Below are 17368 nucleotides of genomic sequence, written 5' to 3'. Positions count from 1 at the left end.
GGCGGTGGACTGTGGTCAGACGGGTGCGGCGTAAAGGGCAGACATGTCGGGGACCTCCAGGGGTTCGTTCGGGCCGTGCGCCGAGGGTGGCGCTGAACAGGGGCTTGCGAAGAATGGGCGCGATTTTGGCGGCGCTGGCGGGCTTTGGCAACGAAAAGCGCTGAAAACGCAGCGAAATGTCGTGCCAAAAGCACAGATGCAGCGCAGGGGGCAGGGTGCTGCTATCGATAATGCGGGCCTATGTCTTCTTCTGATCCGCGTTTGCCTGCGTCGTCCCGCGTTCCTGCTCCAGCACCCGTACCTGCACCCGCCGCGCCGCCAGCGCCGCTGCGCATCACGTTCCCCGAGTCGTTGCCGGTGTCGGGCAAGCGCGACGAGATCATGGAGGCCATCACCAAGCACCAGGTGATCATCGTGTGCGGTGAAACGGGGTCGGGCAAGACCACCCAGCTGCCCAAGATTGCGCTGGCGCTGGGCCGTGGCAAGTGCAATGCCAAGCCGGGACAGAAAGGGCAGCTGATTGGCCACACCCAGCCACGCCGCATTGCGGCCAGCAGCGTGGCCAAGCGCATTGCCGAAGAGCTGAACACGCCGCTGGGCGACGTGGTGGGCTTCAAGGTGCGGTTCCAGGACCGCCTCTCGCGCGATGCCTCCGTCAAACTGATGACCGATGGCATCTTGCTGGCCGAGACGCAGACCGACCCGCTGCTCAAAAACTACGACACCATCATCATTGACGAGGCGCACGAACGCAGCCTCAACATCGACTTCCTGCTGGGCTACATCCGCCAGATCCTGCCGCGCCGGCCGGACCTGAAGGTCATCGTCACGTCGGCCACGATTGATGCGGACCGGTTTGCCAAACACTTTGAAAGCGCCAAGGGCCCGGCTCCGGTCATCATGGTGTCTGGCCGTACCTTTCCGGTGGAGCAGCGCTACCGCCCGTTTGAAGAAAGCCGCGAATATGGTCTGAACGAGGCCATTGCCGATGGTGTGGATGAGCTGTGGCAGGGAAATGCGGCGGGCGATATCCTGGTCTTCTTGCCCGGCGAGCGCGAGATCCGCGAGGCCGCCGACCACCTGCGCAAGCACCTGTCGCACCAGCCGGTGATGCGCAATGCCGAGGTGCTGCCGCTGTTCGCGCGCCTGAGTCAGGCGGAGCAGGACCGCATCTTCGACGGCCACACGGGCCGCCGCATCGTGCTGGCCACCAACGTGGCCGAAACCTCGCTCACGGTGCCGGGCGTCCGATACGTCATTGACGCAGGTACAGCGCGCGTCAAGCGCTACAGTTTTAGAAGCAAGGTGGAGCAGCTGCTGGTCGAGCCCGTCAGCCAGGCGGCGGCCAACCAGCGCGCAGGCCGCTGCGGGCGTGTGGCCAACGGCATCTGCATCCGCCTGTACGACGAGGCGGGTTTCAATGGCCGCCCGCGTTTTACCGATCCCGAAATTTTGCGCAGCTCGCTCGCAGGCGTCATCCTGCGCATGAAGTCGCTGCACCTGGGCGACGTCACGCAGTTCCCCTTCATCGAGGCGCCTTCGGGCCGCGCGATTGCCGACGGCTACCAGCTGCTGGCCGAGCTGGGCGCGGTAGACGACGCCAACGAGCTGACCCCCATGGGCGTGGAGCTTTCGCGCCTGCCGCTGGACCCCCGCGTGGGCCGCATGATCATCGAGGCGCGCGACCGCAAGGCGCTGGACGAGGTGCTCATCATCGCCAGCGCACTGAGCGTGCAGGACGTGCGCGACCGCCCCATGGAGGCGCAGCAGCAGGCCGACCAGGCGCATGCCAAGTTCGACGACGACAAGAGCGAGTTCAGCGGCTACCTCAAGCTGTGGAAGTGGATCAACGAGGCCCGGGGCGGGGCGCCCAGCCTGCCATCAGCCCGTGCCCAAAAGGCCATGGCCGCGCAGAAAGCGCCGTCGCAGGCCTTCTTGCCTGTGGCGCAGCGTAGCAGCGGCAGAAGCCCTGTGGAGGCGCCGCCCAGTGCTACCGCCACCGCACCCGCCCCCGCCGCCACCCACAAGCTCAGCAACCGCCAGTACGAGCAGCTGCTGCGCCAGAACTTCATCAGCATCCGCCGCCTGCGGGAGTGGCGCGACATCCACACCCAACTGCTCACGGTGGTCACCGAGCACAAGTGGCAAATCAACACCCAGCCCGCCAGCTATGAGCAGCTGCACTTGTCCATGCTGGCTGGTTTGCTGGGCAACGTGGGCGCCAAGAGCGACGAGGAAGATTGGTACCTGGGCGCGCGCGGCATCAAGTTCTACAAACACCCCGGCGCGCATCTGAACAAGAAGCCGGGCCGCTGGATCGTAGCGTCGGAACTGGTGGAAACCACGCGCCTGTTTGGCCGGGGCATTGCGGCCATCGAGCCGCAGTGGCTGGAGCAGATTGGCGGGCATGTGCTGCGCAAGCAATTGCTCGACCCGCACTGGGAGAAAAAGTCTGCCGAGGTCATCGCGCTGGAGCGCGCCACGCTCTACGGCATCGTGGTCTACAACAACCGCCGCGTGAATTTTGGCAAGGTAGACCCGCACGCCGCGCGCGAGGTGTTCATCCGTGAGGCGCTGGTGGGTGGCAACTGGGAGACCAAGCTGCCGTTTCTGACCGCCAACCAGAAGCTCATTGCCAAGGTGGAAGAGCTGGAGCACAAATCCCGCCGGCAGGATGTGCTGGTGGACGAGGAACTCATCTACGCCTTCTACGACCAGCAGCTGCCGCCCGATGTCTGCAGCGGCCACAGCTTTGAAGCCTGGTACCGCGAGGAGTCCAAGAAGCAGCCCGACTTGCTGAAGCTCACCCGCGAAGAGCTGATGCGCCACGAGGCCGCGGGCATCACCACCAACGCTTTTCCCAAAACGGTGCGCCTGGGCGGGGTGGACTGCGCTGCCAGCTACCTGCACGAGCCCGGCGATGCGCGCGACGGCATCACCGTGACCATCCCGCTCTTTGTGCTCAACCAGGTGAGCGACGAGCGCTGCGAGTGGCTGGTGCCTGGCATGCTCAAGGACAAGATCCAGGCGCTGCTTAAAAGCCTGCCGCAGCGCCCGCGCAGCCGCTTTGTGCCGCTGCCCGACAGCGCCACACGCCTGGCCGAGCTGCTCGGCGCACCCGAACGCTTTGGCACGGGCAGCCTGACCGATGTGCTGCTCAAGCAGGTGCGCGACGAAACCTCGCTCGACGTGAAGCGCGCCGACTTCAAGCTCGACATGCTCAGCCCGCATTTGTTCATGAACTTCCGCGTGGTGGATGAGCACGGCCGCCAGCTCGGCCACGGCCGCAACCTGGGCGCACTCAAGGCCGAGTGGGGCGCCAAGGCGCGCGGTGCCTTCCAGGCGCTGGCGGGGCTCAAATTGGGCGGTACAGCCGCCGACACTGCGGATTTGAAGCAAAAAGCGCCGCAAGCGGCGGAGAATCATGCCCAGAGTGCTATCAAACCAGGAGCAAATAGCCCAGGCCCAGCGGCCAAGTCAGCCAGCGCCGCGCACTCCACACCCGCGGCTCCCTCCACCCCTGCAGGCCAGCGCTACACCACCTGGACATTCGGCGAGCTGCCCGAACTCATGGAGATCAGGAAGGCCGGTCAGACGCTGATCGGCTTTCCGGCCCTCATCGACGGCGGCGATGCCGTGACCATTGAAGTATTCGACGAACCCGAGGTGGCCGCCGCCAAACACCGCGCGGGCCTACGCCGTCTGTTTGCGCTGCAGATCAAGGACGCGCTCAAGTACCTCGAAAAGAACATCCCCGACCTGCAGAAGATGGCCGTGGCTTACATGCCCCTGGGCACGCAGGAAGAGCTGCGCATCCAGATCATCGACGTGGCGCTGGACCGCGCCTTTTTGCTCGACCCGCTGCCCACCGACGAATATGCCTTCAAGCGCCGCGTGGAAGAGGGCCGGGGCCGCCTCACGCTGATAGCCAACGAGGTCGCGCGCCTGGCCGCCACCATCCTCACCGAATACGCGGCCGCCGCGCGCAAGATCAAAGACACCAAGAACGCGCCCGACGCGACAGCGGACGCCCTGCAGCAACTGCAGCGCCTGGTGCCCAAGAACTTCTTCGCCGTGGCCCCCTGGGCGCAACTGGCCCACTACGCCCGCTACCTCAAGGCCATCACCCTGCGGCTCGATAAATACCGCGCCGACCCCGCCCGCGACGCCGCCAAGCTGGCCGAACTTCGCCCGCAAGAGCAACGTTACTGGCGCCTGGTCGCCGAGCGCAAGGGGGCGGTGGATGCGCGCATGCAAGAGCTGCGCTGGCTGCTGGAGGAACTGCGCGTGAGCTTCTTCGCGCAAGAGCTGCGTACGCCGCAGCCGGTGAGCGTGAAGCGGCTGGACAAGTTGTGGGCGCAGATACAGAGCTGAGCAAATCAGCGCGGATCAGCTTGAATCAGCTCGGATCGTTATGGGGTGCTGGACCAGATGACCCAGCCCCAGGCAGGCCACCACGCGTCACATGGGCGACGATCATGGGGGCATCCCCCTTGCTTGGCTTTGGTGGGCCATCTAGGCTGGAGGGCACAAGGAGTCTGTCTGCCCCATGCGCCCTCACCACAAGTTCTGGCCCCGCCGCCTTCCCCATGCCATCACGCTGCCTGCCACCTCGCTGTGGGACAACCTGGCCATCAATGCGCGCCGTTACCCCGACAAGGCGGCGCTAGTCTTTTTTGGGGCCACGACCAGCTACCGGCAGCTGATGGAAGGCGCGGAGCGCCTGGCCGCGCGGCTGGCGCAACTGGGTGTGCAGCGGGGCGACCGCGTGGTGCTGTGCATGCAGAACTGCCCGCAACTCGTGATGGCGCACTTTGCGATCCTGCGGGCCAATGCGGTGGTGGTACCGGTCAACCCCATGAACCGGGCCGAGGAGCTCAAGCACTACATCACCGACCCCGACACCAAGGTGGCGATCACCACGGGTGACTTGGCCCCCGAGATGGCCAAGGCCAGCAATGCGTTGGCCCCTGGCGAGCGCCTGGCGCACCTGGTGGTCACGCAGTTTTCAGATGCATTCGATGTGAACGTGACCGGCATCGACGCGCCGCCCGAGACCTGGATGGACTGGCTGGGCACGCGCCACCCGCTGCCTGCGATGGACGGAGGTCAGGCCTACGCCTGGGCGGATGCTTTGGCCTGTGCGGATGCGCCACCCGCCCTGTCGGTAGGCCCCGCCGACCTGGCGCTGCTGCCCTACACCAGCGGCACCACGGGGCTGCCCAAGGGCTGCATGCACCTGCACAAAAGCATCATGCACAACGCAGTGGCGGGTGCGCTGTGGGGCAATGGGTCGGCCGACAACGTCACACTGGCGGTGGTGCCCATGTTCCATATCACCGGCATGGTGAGCGTGATGCACACAGCCATCTACTGCGGAGCCACGCTGGTCATCATGCCCCGGTGGGATCGCGACCTGGCGGGGCGCCTGATATCGCGCTACCAGGTCACCACCTGGACCAACATTCCCACCATGGTCATCGACCTGCTGGGCAGTCCCAACTTTGCCAGCTATGACCTGTCCAGCCTGGCCTACATCGGCGGCGGCGGCGCAGCCATGCCGCAGGCAGTGGCGCAGCGCCTGCTGGAGCAATATGGCCTGCGTTATGCCGAGGGCTATGGTCTGACCGAAACGGCGGCGCCGTCGCACTCCAACCCGCCGGACCACCCCAAGCAGCAGTGCCTGGGCATTCCGTTCATGAGCACGGATGCGCGTGTGATTGACCCCGACACGCTGCAGGAGCTGCCCGTGGGAGAGCAGGGCGAGATCATCATCCATGGCCCTGAAGTGTTCGAGGGCTACTGGAAGCGGCCCGATGCCACGGCCTCGGCCTTCATCGAGTTCGAGGGCAAGCGCTTCTTCCGCTCGGGAGACCTGGGCCGCATGGACGAGGACGGCTATTTCTTTTTGACCGACCGGCTCAAGCGCATGATCAACGCGAGTGGCTTCAAGGTCTGGCCTGCCGAGGTGGAGGCGCTGATGTTCCGCCACCCCGCCATCCAGGAGGCCTGCATCATCGCCGCCAAGGACAGCTACCGGGGCGAAACTGTGAAGGCGGTAGTGGTGCTGCGCGCCACCCACAAGGACACGACCGATCAGCAGATCATCGACTGGTGCCGCGAAAACATGGCGGTGTACAAGGTGCCGCGCATCGTGCAATTTGTGAGCGCGCTCCCCAAGAGTGGCAGCGGCAAGGTGATGTGGCGCGCGCTGCAGGAGCAGGAAGCGCAGTGACAGGTCCGTCTCGACCGGGCTGCAGCGGTGATTAGTGTGCCGAGCTGGCCATTGTCAGTTCGCCCAGGTCCCGCTCCAGCAGGGCGGGGTCGCCCAGCTGAAGCTCGATCAGGCGGCGCAGGTGGGTGACGCTGTCCAGGTCGATACCCTTGCACAGCAGCCCGGTGTGCAGGCCTTGCACGTGGGCCACCTCGGTGGACATGGCGATGTGGTTGCCCGTGTCGGCCAGGGGAATGGTCAGCTGGCACAACGTGCCTTGATCCAGCGCGGCCTGCGCGGGCACCATGATCAAAGCGCCCTTGAGCGACAGATCCAGCACGTGCACGCTGAACGCATCGGTGGAGGTGGTCAGCAGGGCCGGTGCATCAAAACCGACGCGGACGAAGTGGCGGCGTTCATGGGGCATCGCTGTCTCCTGGGCGAAGCGGGGGGATAGGCGCATGCTAACCCAACCGGAGCGCGGCAGTTAACCTTTGGAGGTTTTTGCAAGCATTCGTTAACATGGGCCCACCATCACCTGTGGGGTCCGATGTGAAACCTGGCGTGAACTGGCCGGCGCGCCTTTGGGCGGCATGCTTGCAAGGCATTGTGTGGGTGGCAGTCTTGACGGCCAGCGCCAGCATTGCTGCGGCCCCACGCGAGCTGCGGGTGGGTGTGTACTCCAACGAGCCCAAGGTGTTTGTGGATGCCGATGGCAAGGCTGCAGGTATTTTTGTGGACCTGCTGCAACTGGTGGCTGCGCGTGAGCAGTGGACCATCAAATACGTGCCCTGCAGCTGGCAGGACTGCCTGGATGCGCTGCGCCAGGGCCAGCTCGACCTGATGCCCGATGTGGCCCGGTCGCCAGAGCGCGAGATTCTGTACGACTTTCACCGCCTGCCAGTGCTGCACAGCTGGTCGCAGATTTACAGGGCATCGAACGCGCACATCTACTCGTTGTTTGACCTCCAAGGCAAGCGGGTAGCGGTACTCAAGGGGTCCGTGCAGCGGTCCACGTTCTTGAACATGGTGGACAGCTTTGGCATTCAGGTGACCTTGTTGGATGCGCCCAGCCTGATAGATGCGTTTGCCATGGTGCAGCGGGGTGAAGCCGATGCGGTCATCTCCAACCACCTGTTCGGCAATTTTCATTCGGCCCGCTATGGCGTGGTGGACACGGGCATCGTGTTCCAGCCCGCTGCGCTGTTCTTTGCGACCGGCCCCGGGCGCAATGCCGACGTGCTGGCTGCCATTGACCGATCCGTCGAAGACTGGCGCAGTGGCGCCGACCCTGCCTATGCCCAAGTGATGCGCCATTGGGGTGGGCAGGACCCTGGAGTACAGATTTCTCCCTGGGTGTGGCGAGGGCTTGCGGGCCTGGTGGCATTCAGCTTGCTGGCGGCGTTGCTGGTTGCGATCCTGCGTCGCCAGGTGCAAGAGCGTACGCGCCACCTGCAGGACAGCGAGCAAAAGCTCGCCACCATTTTGGACAGTGTGGGGGCGTTTATCTACATCAAGGGCAAGGACTACCGTTACCAGTACGCCAACCACCATACGCTGCATTATTTCGGCAGGCCTGCGCACGAGGTGCTGGGCCATGACGACGCTGCGTTTTTCGATACGGCCACGGCGCAACGGCTGCGAGCCAATGACCGGCGGGTGCTGGAGGAGGGCGAGACGCTGGAGGCAGAGGAGGTGAACACGCCCGCCGCAACGGGCGAGACCCGCGCGTTCCTGTCGATCAAGATACCCCTGCGCCACGCAGATGGCAGCATTTATGCGCTATGCGGCATCTCGACCGACATCACCGAGCGCCGCAAGGCTGAAGAGTCGCTGCAGATTGCGGCTACGGTGTTTGAGTCGTTCGAGGGCATGATCGTCACAGGGCCGGACCAGCGCATCCTCAAGGCCAACCAGGCCTATGCGCGGCTGACTGGCTACACGGTTGACGAGCTGGTGGGGCAGACGCCGCGCCTGCTGCACTCGGGCCGCCAGGATGCGTCTTTTTACGCGGTCATGAAAAACACCTTGCGCTCCACCGGCATGTGGCAGGGCGAGGTATGGAACCGGCGCAAAGACGGCACCGAATACCCGGCCTGGATCACCATCACCACCGTGCGTTCGCCGCGCGGCGAGATCACCCATTACGTTGGCACGCAGACGGATATCTCCAGCCGCAAGGCGGCCGAGGAAGAGATCAGGCTGTTGGCTTTCTATGACCCGCTCACGGGGCTGCCCAATCGCCGGCTGATGAATGACCGCCTGCAGCACAGCCTGGCCGCCAGTGCGCGCTCGGGCGCGGGCGGCGCGTTGCTGTTTGTGGATCTGGACAACTTCAAGGACCTGAACGACACCCAGGGCCACGAGCTGGGCGACCAGTTGCTGCGCCAGGTGGCCGCGCGCCTGGGGGGCTGCATACGCATGGGGGACACCGTCGCACGCCTGGGTGGGGACGAATTTGTGGTGTTGCTGGAAGGGCTCAGCCCGCAGGTGCACGAAGCGGCCGCGCAGGCCGAGACGGTAGGGCGAACGGTGCTGCAAGCACTCAGCCAGAGCTATCAACTTGAAGGCCATGCACACCACAGCTCCTGCAGCATCGGCATCGCGCTGTATGCCGATGCGCGCGGCTCGGTGGATGAACTACTCAAGCACGGCGACATGGCCATGTACCAGGCCAAGGGGGCTGGTCGCAACACCCTGCGGTTCTTTGATCCGCGCACCCAGGCCAATGTGACGGCGCGCACGTTGCTGGAGGCGGGTTTGCGCGAGGGGCTGCGCGAAGGGCAGTTCTTGCTGCACTACCAGGCACAGATCCACCAGCAGCAAGGCATTGTGGGCGCCGAGGCATTGGTGCGCTGGCAGCACCCGCAGCGCGGGTTGGTATCGCCGGCCGAGTTCATTCCGGTGGCAGAGGCCTCGGGCCTCATCGTGCCGCTGGGCGTGTGGATTTTGCGCACCGCCTGTCTGCAACTGGTGGAGTGGGCCCGCGACCCGCAGACCGCCCACTGGACCCTGGCGGTGAACGTGAGTGCACGGCAGTTCCGCCACAGCCATTTTGTGGATGACGTGCTGGGCCTGCTGGAAGAAACCGGCGCCAACCCGCACCGGCTGAAGCTGGAGTTGACCGAGACCCTGCTGCTGGACGATGTGGAGGACACCATACAGCGCATGGACACCCTGCGTGCATCGGGCCTGGGCTTCTCGCTGGACGACTTTGGCACGGGATATTCGAGCCTGAGCTACCTCAAACGCTTGCCACTGGACCAGCTCAAGATCGACCAGAGCTTTGTGCGCGACCTGCTCACCGATGCCAACGACGCCAGCATCGCCCGCACCATCGTCACCCTGGCGCATAGCCTGGACCTGGGAGTGATCGCCGAGGGGGTTGAAACCCAGGAGCAGCGCGACATGCTGGCCGGGCTGGGGTGCTACATGTGGCAAGGCTACCTGTTCGGGCGCCCGGGGCCGGCTGAGGCGCTGTTGCCGGCGGCCGCCAGTGCGGCGGCGTCATAGCGCCTTTTCATGGTCGCGGCGCCTGGGCCGGGACGTCCACAGCTTTGCGCCACCTCATCTGCAGCCGACAACTGTCGCCATTGGCTGACAATTTGTAGCGTGTGAAGGGTGTAAGGTGTGGCAGGCCTTGTGATCGACATGGGGCCGCCCACCGCATGTGTGCACTGTCTGCGTACTTGGTGTGGCAGACAGCAGGAGCTATCCATGAAAAACACCATCCTTCCCGCGATCCGTCTTCTTTTTTCTGGCGCGGCTGCTGCCTTGCTGCTTGGCTTGGCGGGCGGCGCACATGCGCAGGCTTATGTCAACGCCACCGTAGGGGGGGAATTGGCACCCGGTGTGTATGGCCGTATCAACATCGGCAACGCGCCACCACCGCCGCTGATCTACGCAGAGCCTGTCATCATCCAGCGTCCTGCCGTGGTGGTGCCACGTGCGCCCATCTACCTGTATGTGCCGCCCGGCCATGCGAAGAACTGGGGCAAACACTGCTCCCGCTACAACGCCTGCAGCCAGCCGGTGTACTTTGTGCAAGAGCCGCCCCCACGCCGTGGCAACCCATACCAAGGCCCGCGAGGGCGCGATGACCAGCGCTGGGATGATGACCGCGGGCGCGGCGGCAAACACGACCGTGACCATGATCGTGGACATGGCCGGGGCGAAGGACGTGGCAAGGGCCATGGCAACCGGGACTGAACGGCTTGCTCAACCCGGCGTTGCAGTCGTATACGCAGAGTGAGCCGGGCGCAGCCCCCTGCACCGCACATGATGTTTGTGCCATCGCAGAGCTCGCGCCAGCGCCTGCGGTTAAGCTCGGGCCCCTATGGCCCAAGTCTCCTTTTCTCCCCCTTTCACCACTCCGGCTGACGTTGCCAGCCAGCTGCGCAGCAGCGGCTTTGCCGTGCTCAGTCCTGCGGCCGTTGCCGAGTGGGTTGGCTGCGAGCTGTCTGCGCTGCTGGCCCTGAACAGCGACTGGGCCGCCTTGCCGCCCGATGAGTTCTTGAAGGACGGCGGGCGCTACCGCCGCCGCCGCCATGCCTGCTTTGTGCTGCAGGACGGTCAGATGCAGCAGGTGCCGCACCGCGCCCATTGGCAGCCGGTAGAGTACAACGCGCTGCATGGCGGCATGGAGCGCTGGTTTGCACCCATGGAGCCCGCCACGGTGGCTCTGCCTGTGTGGCGGCAAGTACTGGCCGCGCTAGCAAGCGTGTCGGACGCAGTGTTTGCGGTCCCACAGGCACCGGTGCCCTGGTTTGTGGAAGCACACCAGTTTCGCATCGACACCACGGACGGCATCGGCCGCCCCACACCCGAGGGCGCCCACCGCGACGGCGTCGATCTGGTGGCGGTGTTTCTGGTGGGGCGCGAGGGCGTCAAGGGCGGCGAGACGCGGGTGTTTGAAGCGGCCGGCCCCAGCGGGCAGCGCTTTACGCTGACCGAGCCCTGGTCGCTGCTGCTGCTGGACGATGCGCGCATGATCCACGAATCTACCCCTATCCAGCCGCTGGCTGCAGGGGGATACCGCGACACTCTGGTGGTGACCTGCCGCCGGGACAGCTTCCAGGGCGCGGATGTGGTGGGGCCGGCACCCTCGGGGGCTTGAACGGGAGTGCACCGGATTTGATGCGAATCAAGATGCGCGGTATGGTGGGCGTTCACACTGGTCACTGTGGGGCCACAAGCCCGTCACACCGTTCAACCCAAGGAGTAGCACCATGTTCAAGCACATTCTGGTTCCTGTCGATGGTTCCAAGACCTCGATGCTGGCCGTATCCAAGGCCGCAGGTCTTGCCAAGACCTTTGGCAGCGCCGTCACGGCGGTCTATGTGATCGACCCCTATCCCTTCACGGGCGTGGGCGCCGACTTTGCCTATGGCCAGGCGCAGTACATCAGCGCCGCCACGTCCGAGGCCAACGCCGCGCTGGACGCCACCAAGAAGGCCATGGCCGATGCGGGCGTGCAGGTCACCACCGTGGTGGGCGAGGGGCATGCGGTGCACGATGGCATCCTGCGTGCACTGGAGAGCACCGGCGCCGACCTCATTGTGATGGGCTCGCACGGCCGCCGCGGCCTGGAAAAGCTGGTGCTGGGCAGCGTCACGCAGCGTGTGCTGGGTGTGGTGCACATCCCCGTGCTGGTTGTGAGGGACTGAACACGCTCCCCCATGAAGAACGGCTCCGAAAGGAGCCGTTTTTTATTTCAGTTCTCGATGACGCTGCGCACCACCCGTAGCCATCTGCGCTTGGGACAGGCACGCCCCAGGCCAGTGCACCCTTGGATCTGGCTCTGCCAGGCCACCGGGTGCGTCCCCCCAGGGGAAGGCGCCGCAGGCGACTCAGGGGGGCTACTCAATCTTTGCGCCAGAGGCTTCCACAATGCCCTTCCACTTGGCGTAGTCGGCCTTGAGCAGCGTATTGAGCTGGGCGGCCGACATGGCCTCGGGCTCGGCGCCCTGGGCATGGATGGCGGCTTTCATTTCGGGGGTGGCCAACAGTTTGTTGATTTCTGCGTTGACGACATTCACCACGGCGGCGGGTGTGCCAGCGGGAGCGAACACGCCGTACCAGGTGCTCACATCAAAGTCCTTGAAGCCCGATTCGGACACGGTAGGGACCTCGGGCATGGACGAGCTGCGCTTGGCCGAGGTCACGGCCAGCGGGCGCAGCTTGCCCGACTTGATCTGGGCCATGGCCGACGGCACCGAGGACATGAGCAGGTCCACATTGCCCGACAACGCATCCATCAGCGCGGGGTTGGAGCCCTTGTAGGGGATGTGGCTGAGCTTGATGCCCGCAGCCTTCTCGAACAGGTCGCCCGCCAGATGGATGGAGGTGCCGTTGCCGGGCGACCCGTAGGTGACGGTGCCGGGCGCTGCCTTGGCGGCAGCCACCACGTCGGCCAGCGTCTTGAACTTGGAGTTCGCGCTGGTGGCAATGACCACAGGCGTGTAGGCCACATGGGCCACGGCGGTCAGGTCCTTGGTGGGGTCCCAGGGCAGGTTCTTGTACAGCCAGGGGCCGATCACCAGGTTGTCTTTCTGGCCCATGACCAGGTCATAGCCCGTGGGCGCGGCCTTGACGGCCTCGCCAATGCCGATGGTGCCGCCTGCGCCAGCGCGGTTGTCGGCCACCACGGTCCACTTGGCGCTTTCGGTGAGCTTGGTGGCCACCAGGCGCGACAGGATGTCGGTGCCGCCGCCGGGCGGGAAGGGCACGATCAGGCGGATGGGTTTGGCAGGGTATGCCGCAGCGGGCGCGGGTGCCTGAGCATGCGCCGTGGCGCCCAGGGCGAAGGCAAGGGCGGTGAAGGAAAGCAGGGTGCGCATCATGGTGAGAGGTGTCTCCATCGGTTCAGTGGTGTGCGGGCCGCCGCCAGACCGCTGTGTGCGGCTGGAGCGGCTCGGCTGATCTGGGTCAGCGGGCGTCAATGATCGCTGATCGACCGCGGCGCTCGCGTTGCCAATAGCGGGTGGCAGCATCGCGGGTGGCGATGGCAGTCTGCGCACCCGCGTGCAGGTCAGAGGCGTTCAAAAATCGCGGCAATGCCCTGGCCGCCACCAATACACATCGTCACCAGCGCGTAGCGGCCCTGGATGCGTTGCAGCTCATGAATGGCCTTGACGGTAATGAGAGCACCGGTGGCGCCAATGGGGTGGCCCAGCGAGATGCCCGAGCCGTTGGGGTTGACCTTGGCGGGGTCCAGGCCCAGGTCGCGGGTCACGGCACAGGCCTGGGCCGCAAAGGCCTCGTTGGCCTCGATCACGTCCAGGTCGTTGACGGTGAGGCCCGCCTTCTTCAGCGCCAGCTGCGTGGCGGGCACGGGGCCGATGCCCATGTACTTGGGGTCGACGCCCGCGTGGGCATAGGCTACCAGGCGGGCCAGGGGCTTGGCACCACGGGCCTTGGCGGCACCAGCTTCCATCAGCACCACGGCAGCGGCGGCATCGTTGATGCCGGAGGCGTTGCCGGCAGTCACCGTGCCGTTTTCCTTGATAAACACGGGCTTGAGTTTGGCCAAGTCTTCCATGGTGGCACCGGGGCGGAAGTGCTCGTCGGTGGCGTATTGCACGTCGCCCTTCTTGCTCTTCAAGGTGACGGGCACGATTTGGTCCTTGAACACGCCGGCCTGCGTGGCGCGCTCTGCGCGGTTATGGCTTTCAACCGCCAGCTTGTCCTGGTCTTCACGGCTGATGCCCCACTTGGCGGCGATGTTCTCTGCCGTCACACCCATGTGGATGTTGTGGAAGGGATCGTGCAGCGCGCCGATCATCATGTCCACCATCTTGGTGTCGCCCATGCGCGCGCCCCAGCGCATGTTCAGGCTGGCAAAGGGTACGCGGCTCATGTTCTCGGCCCCGCCGCCGATCGCCACGTCGGTGTCGCCCAGCAAAATGGACTGGCTGGCGTTGACGATGGCCTGCAGGCCCGAGCCGCACAGGCGGTTGACGTTGTAGGCGGGCGTGCCTTCGCCGCAGCCGCCGTTGATGGCTGCCACGCGCGACAGGTACATGTCCTTGGGCTCGGTGTTGACCACATGGCCGAACACCACATGGCCCACGTCCTTGCCTTCCACGTTGGCGCGGGCGAGCGATTCGCGCACCACGAGTGCGCCCAGTTCGGTGGGAGGCACGTCCTTGAGGCTGCCACCAAAGGTGCCAATGGCAGTGCGCACTGCGCTGACGACGACGACTTCACGGGTCATGGGGAGGTCCTTTCAGAGAAATTCAGGTCAAAACGGCTGAAAGCGCTAGTGAATCATGCGGTTGCAGCTATCAAAGTAGGAGTAAATGGGCTCACGCCTCGCGCACATCGGCCACCGGGTTGGTGCCGAAGTCTGCGCGCTCCAGCCAGGCGAGCACGCGGGTGGCGGCGTCGGCAGGCGATGTGAGCTGGCCACCCGTCTTGAGGTTGGCGAAATTCTGGCGGTCCGGGAAGGCGGCCGGGTCGGCGCCGCGCAGCTGGACCTGCATGTCGGTGTCGATCACACCGGGAGCCAGTGAGCATACCTTGGCCCCATGGGGCTTGATGGCCTCGTCCAGCGCCACGCAGCGGGTGAAATGGTCCATGCCCGCCTTGGCGGCGCAGTACGCGGCCTGCGAGGCCATGGCCCGGCGGCCGAGGCCTGAGGAGATGTTGAGCACCTTGCGTGGCACCGTCCAGGTGTCCGTCGCGCCCAGGAAAGCAGCGGTGAGCTGCATGGGCGCCTCCAGCCCCACGCGCAGGGCGGTGGCCAGGTCTTCCGCGTCGCTGGCCGACAGCGGGGCGATGCGCGGGATCATGCCCGCGTTGTTGATGAGGGTGGCGCTGGCAAACGCCTGCGGGCCTTGGGCCAACAGCCAGGCTTGCAGCTTGTGGGCCGCCTGCTCGCCCTGCGACAGGTCTTGCTGCCACTGTTCGATGGCGACGCCTGCGGCCCGGGCCTCGGCCGCCAGGTCGTCATTGGTACTGCGTGCGATACAGATCAGGGTGTTGCCGCTGCGCAAAAGCTGCTGGGCCATGGCCAGGCCCATGCCGCGCGATGCGCCGGTGAGGATGTAGAGGTGGTTTTGAGGCATCCCGCCATGTTACTGCGCAGTACACGGCGCGGGGCGCTATTCCTAGCCCGTGGGGGACTCGAGCGTGGCCAGCAGCAGTGCCAGCCGTGCGTCGAGCGCGGCCAAATCGGCGGCCTTCAGTGGTGCCAGGACGGTGCTGTTGGGCTGGGGGCTGCTGGGGCAGTCGATGACCGGTGTGGCATTGGTGGGCATGCTGGTCGTGTTAGGCAGCATTTTGGCGGTGCAGTGGGTGATGTTGAGGTCGGTGTAGGGGGCTCTTTTGTCACGCCTGGTGGGTGAGTATTCGCTATATTTTGTATAGCTAACAATGAGACCCATCAAGCGCAAGGGGCTCAAAAGACCATTGACTACGCCTTGCCCGGCCGCCCCTCAGGTGGCGATGGCGCGGGGCGCCTTCACCCGCGCAACTGGCTTGAGGGCCACGAGGGCCGATGGCGTGGGCGCCCGGCTGGCGGCGGGCAAGGGGGGGGTGCTGCCCGCTGCATCCAGCTGGAACACCGACACCAACTGGACCAGCTCCTGGGCCTGGCTCTTCATGCTGCTGGCCGCTGCGGCCATTTCTTCGACCAAGGCGGCATTCTGTTGCGTAGCCTGGTCCATTTGCGTCACGGCTTCACCCACCTGGCTCACGCCGTCGCTTTGCTCGGCGCTGGCGGCGCTGATCTCGCTGACGATGTTCGTGACACGCCGGATGGACTGAACGACATCGGTCATCGTCTGTCCGGCCTTGCCCACCAGGAGGGTGCCTTGCTCCACGCGGGTCACGCTGGCGGAGATGAGTTCCTTGATCTCCTTGGCGGCTTCGGCAGACCGGCCCGCCAGCCCGCGGACTTCGCTGGCCACGACGGCAAACCCGCGTCCTTGTTCGCCCGCGCGCGCTGCTTCCACGGCGGCGTTGAGGGCCAGGATGTTGGTCTGGAAGGCAATGCCGTCAATCACGCTGATGATGTCGGCAATCTTCTTGGAGCTGTCGTTGATGCCCTTCATCGTCTCCACCACCTGGGCCACCACTTCGCCGCCCTGCACCGCCACGTCGTTGGCCTTGCGGGCGAGCTGGTTGGCCTGGTGGGCGCTGTCGGAGTTCTGCTTCACGGTCGAGCCCAGCTCTTCCATAGAGGCTGCGGTTTGCTCCAGCGCGCTGGCCTGGCGTTCGGTGCGGGCAGAGAGGTCGTGGTTGCCCTGCGAGATTTCCGCACTGGCAGTGGAGACGCTTTCGGCGCTTTGTCGCACGTTGGCCACGATGTCGGCCAGCTTGGCACGCATGTGGGACAGTTCTGTGAGCAGTTGGCCTGGCTCGTCCTTCGCGCCCTGGGGAATCGGGGTGGCCAAGTCGCCCGCCGCGATGGCCGTGGTGGCTTGCACGGCCTGCCGCACAGGGGCAGTGATGGAGTGCGTGGTCCAGGATGCCAGTGCCAAGCCGACCAGTATGGCCAGCACCGTGCTGCCGCTCACCCACATCGTGCTGCTTTGCGCCTGCTGTGTGGTTTCTTTCAGGGTGGTGGCCACGCTTTCGTCCAGCGTCAAGGTCAAGTCTTGCAGCACATTGGCGTAGTTTTGAAAGACAGATGCCAGCACCGCATCAACCTGCTCCGCCACGTCCTGGCCGCTGTCCTTGGCCTTGACAAGTTCGGCGCGTTTGACGCGGTAGGCGTCACGTGCGGCGATGGCTTGTTCGTAGAGCTTCAGTTCCTTGCCGGGCAAGAGGTAACTGCGCACTTCGTCCATGCGCTTGCTCTGTACCTCGACCACGGCAGACAGGTCTTTTTTGAGCTTGTTGCTGTAGGCCGCGTCGCTGTTCTTTAGCAACGCCTCCGTGCGCAGCCAGTTCATCTGGATATCGGTGTTCCACTGGCGCACGATGCTCTGGCGCTTGAGCTCTGAAGTGGCGATCTCTTCATTGCTGCGTTGCAGGGCGGTCACGCTGATCACGCCCAGCACGGCAATGACGGTGGTGATCAGCAGCAGTATGCCGAATGCCACTCCGAGTCGGATACCCAGTTTGAGGTCTTTGATGCGCATGGTCACTCCTTGGGGTTATGGCAAAGGTTGTTTGAGAGGTGCAGGGCATTCGCTGGGGGCGGGTTCC

General features: G+C 65.0%; 12 protein-coding genes. 6 read left to right on the top strand and 6 right to left on the bottom strand.

Features of this window, described 5'->3' with window-relative positions; all coding sequences use genetic code 11:
* Positions 1-240: 240 nt before the first annotated feature.
* Positions 241-4374, top strand: coding sequence for an ATP-dependent RNA helicase HrpA (gene hrpA / locus AC1Q64_RS00705; protein ID WP_492250096.1), 4134 nt, complete (start codon positions 241-243; stop codon positions 4372-4374).
* Between the two features lie 175 nt (positions 4375-4549).
* Positions 4550-6235 carry a long-chain fatty acid--CoA ligase gene (locus tag AC1Q64_RS00700; RefSeq protein ID WP_492250095.1) on the top strand — a complete coding sequence of 562 codons (1686 nt, stop codon included), beginning with the start codon at positions 4550-4552 and terminating at the stop codon, positions 6233-6235.
* Between the two features lie 31 nt (positions 6236-6266).
* On the opposite strand, the gene AC1Q64_RS00695 is transcribed toward AC1Q64_RS00700, so the two are convergent.
* A complete protein-coding gene (locus AC1Q64_RS00695; protein ID WP_291435280.1) occupies positions 6267-6641 on the bottom strand; it encodes a PilZ domain-containing protein in 375 nt (124 codons plus the stop codon).
* A 188-nt stretch (positions 6642-6829) separates the two neighbouring features.
* On the opposite strand from AC1Q64_RS00695, the gene AC1Q64_RS00690 reads away from it, so the two are divergent.
* From AC1Q64_RS00690 to AC1Q64_RS00675, 4 genes are all read left to right on the top strand, one after another.
* Entirely contained in the window at positions 6830-9727 is a 2898-nt protein-coding gene (locus AC1Q64_RS00690) for an EAL domain-containing protein (RefSeq protein WP_492250094.1), read from the top strand.
* Positions 9728-9931: 204 nt separating this feature from the next.
* Positions 9932-10423, top strand: a complete 492-nt coding sequence (locus AC1Q64_RS00685; RefSeq protein ID WP_492250093.1) for a hypothetical protein — start codon at positions 9932-9934, stop codon at positions 10421-10423.
* Between the two features lie 127 nt (positions 10424-10550).
* A complete protein-coding gene (locus tag AC1Q64_RS00680; protein ID WP_492250092.1) occupies positions 10551-11330 on the top strand; it encodes a 2OG-Fe dioxygenase family protein in 780 nt (259 codons plus the stop codon).
* A gap of 112 nt (positions 11331-11442) precedes the next feature.
* Positions 11443-11880, top strand: a complete 438-nt coding sequence (locus AC1Q64_RS00675; protein ID WP_291435272.1) for a universal stress protein — start codon at positions 11443-11445, stop codon at positions 11878-11880.
* A gap of 192 nt (positions 11881-12072) precedes the next feature.
* Here AC1Q64_RS00675 and AC1Q64_RS00670 read toward each other — a convergent pair whose 3' ends face one another.
* The 5 genes from AC1Q64_RS00670 to AC1Q64_RS00650 form a co-directional block, all read right to left on the bottom strand.
* The gene (locus AC1Q64_RS00670; RefSeq protein WP_492250317.1) at positions 12073-13056 is read right to left on the bottom strand and encodes a tripartite tricarboxylate transporter substrate binding protein; all 984 of its coding nucleotides are present in this window, start codon (positions 13054-13056) and stop codon (positions 12073-12075) included.
* Positions 13057-13244: 188 nt separating this feature from the next.
* Entirely contained in the window at positions 13245-14429 is a 1185-nt protein-coding gene (gene bktB / locus AC1Q64_RS00665; protein WP_291435270.1) for a beta-ketothiolase BktB, read from the bottom strand.
* 91 nt (positions 14430-14520) lie between these two features.
* Positions 14521-15282, bottom strand: coding sequence for an SDR family NAD(P)-dependent oxidoreductase (locus AC1Q64_RS00660; protein WP_492250091.1), 762 nt, complete (start codon positions 15280-15282; stop codon positions 14521-14523).
* 42 nt (positions 15283-15324) lie between these two features.
* On the bottom strand, positions 15325-15474 hold the full coding sequence (locus tag AC1Q64_RS00655) for a hypothetical protein (protein ID WP_492250090.1): 150 nt from the start codon (positions 15472-15474) through the stop codon (positions 15325-15327).
* Positions 15475-15651: 177 nt separating this feature from the next.
* Entirely contained in the window at positions 15652-17301 is a 1650-nt protein-coding gene (locus AC1Q64_RS00650) for a methyl-accepting chemotaxis protein (protein WP_492250089.1), read from the bottom strand.
* Between the last annotated feature and the right edge of the window lie 67 nt (positions 17302-17368).

This window comes from Acidovorax sp. GW835-FHT14G06, assembly GCF_058793595.1.
Note: the sequence above shows the minus strand (reverse complement) of the source record. Positions and strands in the feature narration are given on the sequence as shown.

Bases quoted from the DNA above. Each gene is read 5' to 3' on its own strand.
- AC1Q64_RS00680 (WP_492250092.1), top strand. From the start codon at position 10,551: ATGGCCCAAGTCTCCTTTTCTCCCCCTTTCACCACTCCGGCTGACGTT.
- AC1Q64_RS00700 (WP_492250095.1), top strand. From the start codon at position 4,550: ATGCGCCCTCACCACAAGTTCTGGCCCCGCCGCCTTCCCCATGCCATC.
- AC1Q64_RS00685 (WP_492250093.1), top strand. From the start codon at position 9,932: ATGAAAAACACCATCCTTCCCGCGATCCGTCTTCTTTTTTCTGGCGCG.
- hrpA (WP_492250096.1), top strand. From the start codon at position 241: ATGTCTTCTTCTGATCCGCGTTTGCCTGCGTCGTCCCGCGTTCCTGCT.
- AC1Q64_RS00675 (WP_291435272.1), top strand. From the start codon at position 11,443: ATGTTCAAGCACATTCTGGTTCCTGTCGATGGTTCCAAGACCTCGATG.
- AC1Q64_RS00650 (WP_492250089.1), bottom strand. From the start codon at position 17,301: ATGCGCATCAAAGACCTCAAACTGGGTATCCGACTCGGAGTGGCATTC.
- bktB (WP_291435270.1), bottom strand. From the start codon at position 14,429: ATGACCCGTGAAGTCGTCGTCGTCAGCGCAGTGCGCACTGCCATTGGC.
- AC1Q64_RS00695 (WP_291435280.1), bottom strand. From the start codon at position 6,641: ATGCCCCATGAACGCCGCCACTTCGTCCGCGTCGGTTTTGATGCACCG.
- AC1Q64_RS00670 (WP_492250317.1), bottom strand. From the start codon at position 13,056: ATGATGCGCACCCTGCTTTCCTTCACCGCCCTTGCCTTCGCCCTGGGC.
- AC1Q64_RS00660 (WP_492250091.1), bottom strand. From the start codon at position 15,282: ATGCCTCAAAACCACCTCTACATCCTCACCGGCGCATCGCGCGGCATG.
- AC1Q64_RS00655 (WP_492250090.1), bottom strand. From the start codon at position 15,474: ATGCCCACCAATGCCACACCGGTCATCGACTGCCCCAGCAGCCCCCAG.